At 72.1% G+C, this 9,830-nt stretch carries 9 protein-coding genes; 3 read left to right on the top strand and 6 right to left on the bottom strand.

Features of this window, described 5'->3' with window-relative positions; translation table 11 throughout:
- Positions 1-136: 136 nt before the first annotated feature.
- Genes ACFY0K_RS44655 through ACFY0K_RS44645 form a run of 3 tightly spaced genes read left to right on the top strand, consistent with a single transcriptional unit; the run spans position 137 to position 2,570 of the window.
- The gene (locus ACFY0K_RS44655) at positions 137-1,018 is read left to right on the top strand and encodes an alpha/beta hydrolase (protein ID WP_390644769.1); all 882 of its coding nucleotides are present in this window, start codon (positions 137-139) and stop codon (positions 1,016-1,018) included.
- Positions 1,015-1,581 carry a hypothetical protein gene (locus ACFY0K_RS44650; protein WP_390644768.1) on the top strand — a complete coding sequence of 189 codons (567 nt, stop codon included), beginning with the start codon at positions 1,015-1,017 and terminating at the stop codon, positions 1,579-1,581. Before ACFY0K_RS44655 ends, ACFY0K_RS44650 begins: the two co-directional genes overlap by 4 nt.
- Before the next feature lie 5 nt (positions 1,582-1,586).
- Positions 1,587-2,570 carry an MsnO8 family LLM class oxidoreductase gene (locus ACFY0K_RS44645; RefSeq protein ID WP_390644767.1) on the top strand — a complete coding sequence of 328 codons (984 nt, stop codon included), beginning with the start codon at positions 1,587-1,589 and terminating at the stop codon, positions 2,568-2,570.
- Positions 2,571-2,697: 127 nt separating this feature from the next.
- Here ACFY0K_RS44645 and ACFY0K_RS44640 read toward each other — a convergent pair whose 3' ends face one another.
- From ACFY0K_RS44640 to ACFY0K_RS44615, 6 genes are all read right to left on the bottom strand, one after another.
- On the bottom strand, positions 2,698-3,945 hold the full coding sequence (locus ACFY0K_RS44640) for an acyltransferase family protein (RefSeq protein ID WP_390644766.1): 1,248 nt from the start codon (positions 3,943-3,945) through the stop codon (positions 2,698-2,700).
- Between the two features lie 92 nt (positions 3,946-4,037).
- Positions 4,038-5,300 carry an FG-GAP repeat domain-containing protein gene (locus ACFY0K_RS44635; RefSeq protein WP_388605409.1) on the bottom strand — a complete coding sequence of 421 codons (1,263 nt, stop codon included), beginning with the start codon at positions 5,298-5,300 and terminating at the stop codon, positions 4,038-4,040.
- Between the two features lie 26 nt (positions 5,301-5,326).
- Positions 5,327-6,058, bottom strand: coding sequence for a hypothetical protein (locus ACFY0K_RS44630; RefSeq protein ID WP_390644765.1), 732 nt, complete (start codon positions 6,056-6,058; stop codon positions 5,327-5,329).
- A 16-nt stretch (positions 6,059-6,074) separates the two neighbouring features.
- The gene (gene wecB, locus ACFY0K_RS44625) at positions 6,075-7,289 is read right to left on the bottom strand and encodes a non-hydrolyzing UDP-N-acetylglucosamine 2-epimerase (RefSeq protein WP_388605407.1); all 1,215 of its coding nucleotides are present in this window, start codon (positions 7,287-7,289) and stop codon (positions 6,075-6,077) included.
- A gap of 205 nt (positions 7,290-7,494) precedes the next feature.
- Positions 7,495-9,174 (bottom strand): FAD-binding protein, encoded by a 1,680-nt coding sequence (locus tag ACFY0K_RS44620; RefSeq protein WP_390644764.1) that lies wholly within the window; start codon positions 9,172-9,174, stop codon positions 7,495-7,497.
- A complete protein-coding gene (locus tag ACFY0K_RS44615; RefSeq protein WP_390644763.1) occupies positions 9,171-9,767 on the bottom strand; it encodes a sigma-70 family RNA polymerase sigma factor in 597 nt (198 codons plus the stop codon). The genes ACFY0K_RS44620 and ACFY0K_RS44615 overlap by 4 nt, the downstream gene beginning before the upstream one ends.
- Between the last annotated feature and the right edge of the window lie 63 nt (positions 9,768-9,830).

The following is a 9,830-nucleotide window of genomic DNA, read 5'->3' as shown; positions in this document are numbered from 1 at the left end:
TCCCGTACGGCGGATCGCGGTGCGACCTGGCCAACTGCCGGTTGGCGTCAGCCGTACGGCTCTGCACAGTGCCGAAGGGGACCCCGCCGCCACCGCACCCCCGGCCACGGCGGGCGGTCCCGGAAAGGAGAACGTCGTGAAGCGTGTCCCGGACCTCCGGCACACCCCCTCGCAGGGCACCGCCGGCTGGAAGGAGGTGCTGCTGCCGTCGCAGGGCCACCGGGTACCGGCACGGGTCTACCGGCCGGCCGCCGGGCCCGTCGGCTGGCTGGTCTGGGCGCACGGCGGAAGCTGGCAGTACGGTTCGGCGGCCCAGTGGCACGAGGTCACCTCGGACCTCGCCCGCTTCTCCGGCAGCGCCGTGGTCAGCGTCGACTACCGGCTCGCCCCCGAGCACCGGCACCCGTCCGGGCTGCTGGACGTGCTGGCCGCGGTGCGCTGGGCACGGCGCGAGGCGATCCGGGAGAACGGCGCCCCACTGGTGGCCGTCGGCGGCGACAGCTCCGGCGGGACGCTCGCCGCCTCGGCCGCCCTGGTCCTGCGGGACTCCGGTGAGCCGCTGGCCGGCCAGTTCCTCGCCTACCCGCCGTTCGACCCGGCCTGCCGCAACCCCTCGTACGGGGCGGACGCCACCGCGTACCCCTCCGCCGAGCAGCTGCGCACCGCCTGGCTCCGGTACCGGGGCAGCGCGCCGCTGTCCCGGCGGACCGGCGGGAACGTCCTGTACTCCACCCCGCTGGAGGCCGCGGACGTCACCGGCGTGGCCCCGGCCGTCCTCGCCGTCGGCGACCACGACCCGGTGCTGGACGACGTACGCGGGTACGCGGAGACCCTACGGCGGGCGGGGGTGCGGACTTCCCTGCGGCTGTTCCACCAGACCCCGCACGCCGCGCTGGTCATGCCGTCCCGGCACCGGGACGCCGACCGGGCGCATCCGATGCGCCAGTGGCTGGGCCGGATGGTCGCGGCCCGATTCGCCGAGACCGCCGACCACATCGCACACCAGGAGGACAAGTGACCACGCACCCTGTATCACCGCCGGTCCCGGGGGCGCCCGCGCACCTGGAGGCCCTGGGCCGCCACTTCGGGGACCTGCGCGACGGCACCCACGGGGACGCCGTCTCCCGGCAGAGCAAGGAAAGGCTGTTCCACGAGGCGGTCACGCTGCTGGACCCGTACGCCCGCCGGGTGCTGCGGGAGTTCGACCACGAGATGCTGCGCGACACCGGAACCGTCGAGGCCACCGGCGTGGGCCGCACCCCGGACGGCGGCCTCGCGGCGCTGTGGACGCTGTCCTGGCCGGAGCAGCGGGAGACGGACATCCAGCCGATCACGCTGATGGCGCACTACGGACGGGGCTTCCACCATCCGCATCTGCGCGGCGCCACGGTGGCCGACTGGCCGCTGAACGTCTTCACCGAGGAGCAGGCGGCCGCCGAGGTGCCCACCCTGCGCGCGATCGCCTCCGCCGACCTGCACAACCTGGTGTTCCAGCGCGACTACCGCATCGTCCCGGCGATCGTCGAGGACCGGCCCGGGCAGGGCGGCCGGCCTGGCCCGAGCAGCCGGAAGGAGGCGTGAGCGGCGTGCGGATCTCCGTTCTCGACCAGTCCCCGGTCGGCGAGGGGCACACCGGCGCCGACGCGCTGCGGGCCTCCCTCGACCTGGCCCGCGACGCCGACCGGCTGGGCTTCACCCGGTACTGGGTGGCCGAGCACCACCACTCGCCGGGTTTCGCCGGGAGCGCCCCTGAGATGCTGGCCGGAGCCGTCCTCGCGGCGACCGACCGGATCCGGGTCGGCACCGGAGGGGTGCTGCTGCCGCGCTATCCGGCGCTGAAGGTCGCCGAGGTGTTCGCGGTGCTGTCCGCTCTCCACCCGGGCCGGGTCGACATGGGCATCGGACGGTCCGGCGGACCGGCCGGGGACTTCCCGGAACGGCTGCGGGAGCTGCGCGCGCTGCTGCGGCCGGGCGGCCCGGACGACGGCCCGCGCGCCGTGACGGCGGTGCCGCCGGTGCCGCCGGAGCTGTGGCTGCTGGGGGCTGGCGCCGGTTCGGCCAGGGCCGCCGGCGAGCTGGGCGTGGGCTACGCCTTCGCGCACTTCCTGGTACCGGGACCGGGCGTCCAGGCACTGCACGCGTACCGGAGCGCCCAGGCCCGTGCGGTGCCCGGGGACGGGCACGGCGGGGTGCTGGCCGTACGCGCGGTGCTCGCCGACACCCGGGCGCGGGCCGAGGAACTGGCCGGGTCGATGCTGTTGTGGCGGGCCCGCAAGGACCTCGGCGACGACCGTCCGCTGCCCTCGACGGCGAGCGTACGGGCGGACCGATGGACCGGACTTGAAGCGGAACGGGCTGCCGAGCGCAGGCGGTCGATGATCTTCGGTACGCCCGAGGAGGTCGTCCCCCGGCTGCGGGCGCTGGCCGAGGAACACGGGGTGTCCGAGCTGATGGTCAACACCCTGACCCAGGACCCGGCCGACCGGGCGCGCTCCTACCGGCTGCTGGCCGAGGGCTTCGGACTGTCCGGCACGCGGTCCGGCGCACCGGTGGCGGCTGCCGCCGGCTGAGCCGCGTACGCGTGCGAAGTGCCCCGTCCTCCGGGAGGACGGGGCACTTCGCACGGGAGGGAAAGAGCTTCCCGCCCCGGGACCCGGGGCGGTTTCCTTCCCTGGGTTCAGGTCAGTCTCCCCGGACTCAGGTCAGTTCCCGTTCGCCGTCCGGTGCGGCGGCGGACACCGTGCGCCGGGCCGGTACGGCCGCCGGTGCCGGGGTGGCCGCCGGGGGCGCGGGGCGCCGGGCGCGGGCGAAGCGGCGCATGGCGGGCATCTCCACGAAGCGGTACAGGAGCCAGCCGGCGAGCAGCGAGGCCGCGAAGAACAGGACGACGACGGCCACCGCCACCGGGGTGCTGAACGGCTCCGAGCCGAGCAGGCTGCGCAGGTAGAAGATGGTGACGCCCTGGACCAGGTAGAAGCCGAAGGAGACCTCGCCGAGCCAGACCATGGGGCGGCTGCGCAGCCAGCCGCCGCGGGCGCGGGCGTCGCCGTCGGCGACCGACGCGATCAGCAGGCCGATCGGTACGACGGTGGCCGTGACGAAGGTGTACTGGAACGGCACGAAGTAGGTGGCCCCGTACCCGGCCGCGACCAGGACGAGCGAGAGGCGGACGCCGATCCGGCGGGGCCAGCGACCGGTCAGCACGATCCGGGCGAGCAGCGCGCCGAGCACGAACTCGAAGAGCCGGCCGGGCGGGAACAGGTACCCGAACCAGAACTGCGCGTCGGAGACCGGGGTGATCGCCGACTTGGGCGTGTCGGGCACCAGGTACGTCGAGACGAGCTGGACGGCGACGGTACCGGCGACCATCACGGCCGACCAGGCCCACAGCGCGCCGCCGCGCAGCCTGCGGATCGGGACGATCAGCAGCGGGAACAGCAGATAGAAGAGCAGCTCGCTGCCGAGGGACCAACTGGGCGGATTGAGGCTGAGGTTGATCGATGCCTGCGGGAAGAACGTGTGGATCAGCAGCAGGTTCGGCAGCCACTCGGAGACGCCGGTGACGGCCGCCCCGGCGAACAGCACCGTGACCGCGGCGGCGACGACCAGATGGTTGGGGAAGATCTTGGTCATCCGGCGGCGCCAGAAGGCGGTGACCCGCTCACCGGGCCGTGCGGACCAGGCCAGGACGAAGCCGGAGAGCACGAAGAAGAACGAGACGCCCATGTAGCCGGTGGAGACGAAGGTCCTGGCGTAGACGCGGGCCAGGGAGTCGTCGGCGAACGGGTTGACCGGACCGTTCGGCGGGACGGGGCTGTTGGAGAGGGAGGAGTGGAAGAAGAACACCAGGAGCGCGGCGAAGAACCGGAGTCCGGTGAGCGAGGGCAGCTTCGACGGTCTGCTCCCGGGGCGGGAGGTGCCCGGCGGTACGACGGCGGAGGACATGGCGACGGCTTTCTGCTGAGGGCGGTGCCGCCCGGCCCGGCCGGGTGGGACGGGCGGGCCGGGCGGCGTCCGCGGAGGTCGGGGCAGGGGGTCTACTCGGCGTCGCCGCGCGGCGTCCGGTTCCGGTAGAGCATGATCTTGGCGTCCTTGGCCACGTAGTAGTTCTGGACGGAGTAGGCGATGGTCGCGAAGTCCAGGCGGCCGTCCCCGTCGAAGTCGCCGGTGGCGATCCGGGCGACGGATTCCTCGCCGACCCGCCACTTGGCCCAGACGCCCGCCGCCAGGTCGATGGCCTTGTAGTACATGACGCCCTGCCAGGGCCACGGGCCGCGCAGCGCCACCAGGAACTCGTCCTCGCCGTCGCCGTCGAAGTCCGCGCAGACGATCTGGTGGCCGGGTCCCTCGCCGCTCTCGTTGGGGTCGCCGTACACGTCCAGCAGGGTGCGGGACCAGACGGGTTCGCCCCGCTCGTCGGTGCCCGTCCTGGCGTAGACGGCGACGGTGTTGCCGTGGAAGGGCTCGACGGCCGCGACGTACGCCATCGGGTCGTCGCCGATCCGGCCGGCATTGACGTCCCCGCTGCCCCGGAACCCGGTCGCCTCGAACTGGGTGGTCTCGCCGGTGCCGATGAGCCTGCGCACCCACTGGCCGGTCGCCTCGTCGAAGTAGAGCCAGGTGACGCCCTCGTCGGAGGCGAAAAGCAGCGAGTCGAGGTCCGAGCCGGGTATCAGCCCGGCCTTCTTCTCGGCGCCGTGGATCATCCGGAAGTGGCTGTCGTCGATGGTCTCCATCGGCCATTCCGCGGCGGTGTGCACATCGTCGGGCTGGGTGAAGACCACCACCGGCAGCACCGCGTGCACGTCGGCCTCGGCGACGATCGGGACGCCGACGATCTGGAGCCGGTCGGTGCGGGTGAAGTGCCCGACGCGCAGCCGGTGCATACCGGTGGCCCGCCCGACGTAGTGCCGCTTCCAGCGGGACTCGTCCTTGTCAGGGCCGCCCGGGTTCTCCAGCCAGTCGATCTTGCCGCCGGCCGGGTCCGGGTCGTGGATGGTGCCGATCGGACCGTACAGCTCGTAGCAGAGGACCACGTCCGGGTGGCCGTTGCCGCTGATGTCGGCGAAGTCGGCGCCGACCGGCATCCTGATGCCGTCCGCGATCAGCCGGCGGGTCCAGTGGTCGTCGTTCTGGTACCAGTAGATCTCGCCGAGGCGCAGACCGTAACCGAACAGGTCGGGGCGGCCGTCCTGGTCGATGTCGGGGGCCTCCAGCCAGTAGCCGTCGCGCAGTTGTTCGGCGACGACCTCCGGGGCGAAGACCGGCGGGATCGGAGCGGTGCGGTGCTTCTCGGTCATGGCGTGGGTCCTCTCGGGAAGGCGGGTCAGCGGGCGGGGCGGTGGTACTCGACGGCGAGCCAGACGCAGTCGGTGTCGGCGCGGTACTGGTGCCAGGGGTAGTGGTAGCCGCCGCCCGGGGCGGTACGGCAGAACGGCTGCGGGGTGGTGTAGCCCGGGGCCATCGGGATGTCCTGGTAGAGGGTGCGGTGGTCGTGGGCGTGGAACTTCTGCATCCGGCCCACCCCGGCGATCTGGGTGTGGACCTCGATGAAGTCGTGCCGGTTGTGGATGGCGCAGTCCGTGCCGGCCGGGGCGTACCAGAGGTTCACCCGGATCTCGTAGGTCTCCTCGGCGCCCCGGTCCGGGCGCTCGCCGAGCAGGTGGGGCGCGTCCAGCCGGGCCGTACCGGCACCGTCCTGCGGGCCCTTCCACAGCGGGGTGTGCCGGGGGAACTCCGTCGGGTCGGCCGGGTCCGGCGGCGGCAGCAGCTCACCCAGCGGATGCCAGCCCGGCGCCCGGACGACCTCGGCGGCCGGCCGCTCCGGGAGGCCGAGGACCAGCACGGAGGGCGCGCCGACGATCGTGGTGTCCGCCAGGATCGTGGAGGACAGGGCCGGGATCGTCACCCGCGGTTCGACGTCGAGCAGGACGGGTTCCGGATGGGGGTTGACCACTACGGCGGGCCCCCGCACCCGGTAGTGGTCGACGTTCTCCACCAGCAGCGACGGGATGTCTTCGGCGCCCAGCTCCAGGGTGCGGACGGTGTTCCGGTTCATGACGGGTCCTCGGTGCTCAAAGGGTCGGCTGGGGCGCGTGCCGCTCGTAGTCGGCGCTGCGGGCGAGTTCGGCGGCGAACTGGTCGACCGGGGTCTCGGGCACGAACGGCTCGGGACGGTCGCCGAGGCCGAGGAAGCAGGCCACCGCGTCGACGGTGCGCCGGGCGGCCCTGCCGTCCCCGTAGGGGTTGGCGGCGCCGGCCATCCGGTCGTAGGCGACCGGGTCCCGCAGCAGTTCGAGGGTGGCGGCGACGATCCGCTCGGTGGTCTTGCCGACCAGCTTGGCGGTGCCGGCCACCACGGCCTCGCTGCGCTCGGTCACCTCGCTGAGCACCAGGGTGGGCTTGCCGAGCGCCGGGCCCTCCTCCTGGGCGCCGCTGCTGTCGGAGACGATCAGATCGGCCCGCTTGAGCAGCTTCATGAAGCTCAGGTACGGCAGCGGGTCGGTGACGGTGATGTCCGGGTGGCCCGCGACGACCGGCAGGATCGCCTGGCGCACCGCGGGATTGCGGTGCAGCGGGATCACCACCCGGGTGCAGGGCTCGTCCGCGATGCGGCGGAACGCGGCCGCGATCTCCGCGAGTTGGGGCCAGGCGTCCCGGCGGTGGGCGGACGCAAGGACGACCCGGCGGGGGTCCTCGTCGAGGTCCCGCAGGGCGGGGTCGCCGTACTCGACGGCATGTTCGCCGGCCCAGCGCAGGGCGTCGATCACGGTGTTGCCGGTGACGACGATGGTCTCGTCCGGGATGCCCTCGCAGAGCAGGTTGGCACGGTTGGCCGGGGTGGGCGCCAGGTGCAGCGCCGAGATCTGGCCGACCAGTCGCCGGTTGCCCTCCTCGGGGAACGGCGAGGAGAGCTCGCCGCTGCGCAGTCCGGCCTCGACGTGGACGACCGGGACCCCGTGGTGGAAGCCCGCCAGGGCGCCGGCCAGTGTCGTCGCCGTGTCGCCGTGCACCAGCAGGGCGTCGGCGCCGAGGCCGGGGAGCCGCGCTTCGAGTCCGTTGAGGATGCGGGCCGTCACCTGGGAGAGGGTCTGCCGGGGGGCCATCACCTGGAGGTCGATGTCGGCCGCCAGACCGAAGGCGTCGAGGGTCTCGTCCAGCATCTGCCGGTGCTGCCCGGTCGAGATGACCACCGGGTCGAGACCGGGATGCGCCTGGAGCGCCCTGATCACGGGAGCCATCTTGATGGCCTCCGGCCGGGTGCCTATGACCACCGAAACAGTTCGCATTTCTTTCTCACCGTCCAATCCATCAGCATGGTCGAATTCCTTCTCCTGATGTGCTGCACTGACGAGAAATAGAATTCCATCGGGGCGGACGGAGGGTCAACGCGTGCGTTTTCCCGGTTGTACGAAGCAGTGGGCTCCGGGCATGAGAAAAGCCGGCGCCGCTCCTGTGAGCGGCGCCGGCCAGGGGCCTTTCAGGTGTGTTGTATCAGCTCCGTGCGGGAGCTATGGACATGGAGTGCCGGAACAGGTTCGTAGGGTCGTAGCGCCGCTTGACCTGCTGAAGTCTCGGATAGTTGCCCTTGTAGTACAGAGTCGTCCACGGCGTGCCGGAGCGGTTGTACCGCGGGTCGGTCATATCGCGGTCCGGATAGTTGATATAGCAGCCGTCGGTGGCGTCATTGATTTCCGGTACACCGTTGCTGGCCGCGAAGAATTCACCGTAGAGATCCCGGAGCCAGCCCAGATAGAAGTCGTCCTCCGCCGGGTCGTTCCAGAAGGTCTGGAAGCACATCTTGAACACGGCGGAACGCTGGGCGTTGGCGCTGGCGTGCTCCTCGACGGCGTTCACCCGGCCGCCGAACGAGAACAGCACCAGCATGGTGTCCGGGTTGGTGAAGTCCGGCCGGGTCATGTACCGGTAGAGCGCCGTGAGCTGGTCCTCGCTGAAGTTGCGACGCATGTACGCGGACTTGTGGCCGCCGCGCGAGGTGGGGTTGGTGATCGTCGGGTTGTCCGTGCCGACCAGCCGGGTGGCCTGGAGCCAGGGCAGCTCCCGGGGCTCGTGCAGCCCCGGCATGGCCGGCAGCTCGCCGTTGCCGCGGTCCAGCGAGCGAAGTTCCACACCGGTGCCGCTGGTCACCGCCGCCATGAAGGAGTCGAGCATCTCGCGGGCGCCGGGGACCGAGGCGTCGATCTGGGTGAACATCCCCAGGCTGCCGTGAGCCTTGGCGGAGACGTTGAACAGGCTGCTGAGATGCCGGTAGGGACTGTCCGGGGCGCTGTGCTGCTCGTGCCAGGCCCCGAAGTTGTACACCAGCCGTTTGAACGTCTTCTCGTCCAGACCGTCCCAAGGGATGTCGACGGCGCTGACCAGCACCGTCGCCGGTGCCTTCACCAGCAGGTCGGACGGCTCGGGGCCGCGGGCGTCCGGTGAGCGGAACCAGTAGCGGGTGACCAGCCCGAAGTTGCCGCCGCCGCCTCCCGTGTGCGCCCACCACAGGTCCCGGTCGGGGTCGTCGGCCTCGCGGGTCGCCCGGACGGTACGGGTCCGGCCGGCCGCGTCGGCCACCACCACCTCGACCGCGTAGAGATGGTCGACGACCAGGCCGTGGGCTCGGGACAGCAGACCGTACCCGCCGCCGGCGATGTGTCCTCCGGCGCCGACGCTGTAGCAGATGCCGCCCGGCACGGTGACGCCCCAGCCCTTGAACAGGGCCTCGTACACATTGAGCAACCGCGCGCCCGGCTCCACGTAGAAGGCGCGCATGGCGGGGTCCCAGCCGACCCCGGTCATCTCGGAGAAGTCCAGGATCACCTCGACGTCGGGGTTGCTGGTGAAGTCGGCGAAGCAGTGGCCGCCGCTGCGCACCGAGATCCGCTTGCCGTTCCGTACGGCCTTGGCCAACGCCTGTTCGGCGTCGGCCGAGGAGCGGATCATCTTCACGTAGTCCGGGGTGGCGACGAACCGCTGGTTGTTCCCGGTCCTCAGGGTCGGATAGCGGGAGTCCCCGGGGGTCACCGTGCTCCCGGTGCCGGCGCCGGTGCCGGGACCGACCGCCCCGGCCGCGGCGTGGGCGTCCGCGGGCAGCAGGGCTCCGGCCACCGCCGCGCCACCGGCCACGGCCGCACCGCGGCCGAGCAGGGTACGTCTGTCGATTGCGTTCATGTCAGGGGCTCCTTCGCAGGGGTGGATGGTGCGGGACCGATACGGCGTGGGTCGAGTTGGGGCAGCAGCTCCCGCATCCGGCGGCGTCCGCGGTGCACCCGCGAACCCACCGTCCCGGTGGGGACGCCGAGGATCTCGGCGATCTCCTGGTAGGCGAGGCCCTCGATGTCCGCGAGCCGCAGCACCGCCGCGTACTCCTCGGGCAGCGAGCGCAGCGCCGTGCCGATGTCGGGGTGCGCGAACCGGGCCAGGTACTGCTCCTCGGCGGAGACCGGCGGCCCGGTGTCCGGACGGAAGTGCAGGTTCTCGTCGAGGGGTTCGGTGCTGTGCGGCCTGGCTCGGCGGCGGCGGTGGTCGTTGATGAAGGTGGTGATCAGGATCTGGTGCAGCCAGGCACGGATGTCGGTGCCGGGCCGGTACTGGTGGAAGGAACGGAACGCCTTCAGACAGGTCTCCTGGAGGAGGTCCTCGGCGTCGGTGTGCGAGCGGGTCAGGCGCCGGGCCGCGGCCAGGAGGTGGGCGCGGTGCGGCAGGGCCTCCGTCTCGAATGCACCCACCAGGTCCGGCGGCTTCACCGTCGGGGTGACGGCCATCGGTTTCCCTCGGGCAGGGGCGGGGAGACCTCGAAGTCGCCTCCCCGCCCTGGTGGTCGGTTG

The sequence above is a fragment of the Streptomyces sp. NPDC001507 genome (genome assembly GCF_042894765.1).
Lineage (GTDB): Bacteria > Actinomycetota > Actinomycetes > Streptomycetales > Streptomycetaceae > Streptomyces.
The sequence above is the reverse complement of the archived record's forward strand: the minus strand, read 5'-3'. Positions and strand labels throughout refer to the sequence as shown.

What these genes read in the sequence shown, in the direction of transcription:
- ACFY0K_RS44635 (WP_388605409.1), bottom strand. Translation starts at nt 5,300, where the DNA reads ATGACCGAGAAGCACCGCACCGCTCCGATCCCGCCGGTCTTCGCCCCG.
- wecB (WP_388605407.1), bottom strand. Translation starts at nt 7,289, where the DNA reads ATGCGAACTGTTTCGGTGGTCATAGGCACCCGGCCGGAGGCCATCAAG.
- ACFY0K_RS44620 (WP_390644764.1), bottom strand. Translation starts at nt 9,174, where the DNA reads ATGAACGCAATCGACAGACGTACCCTGCTCGGCCGCGGTGCGGCCGTG.
- ACFY0K_RS44615 (WP_390644763.1), bottom strand. Translation starts at nt 9,767, where the DNA reads ATGGCCGTCACCCCGACGGTGAAGCCGCCGGACCTGGTGGGTGCATTC.
- ACFY0K_RS44630 (WP_390644765.1), bottom strand. Translation starts at nt 6,058, where the DNA reads ATGAACCGGAACACCGTCCGCACCCTGGAGCTGGGCGCCGAAGACATC.
- ACFY0K_RS44640 (WP_390644766.1), bottom strand. Translation starts at nt 3,945, where the DNA reads ATGTCCTCCGCCGTCGTACCGCCGGGCACCTCCCGCCCCGGGAGCAGA.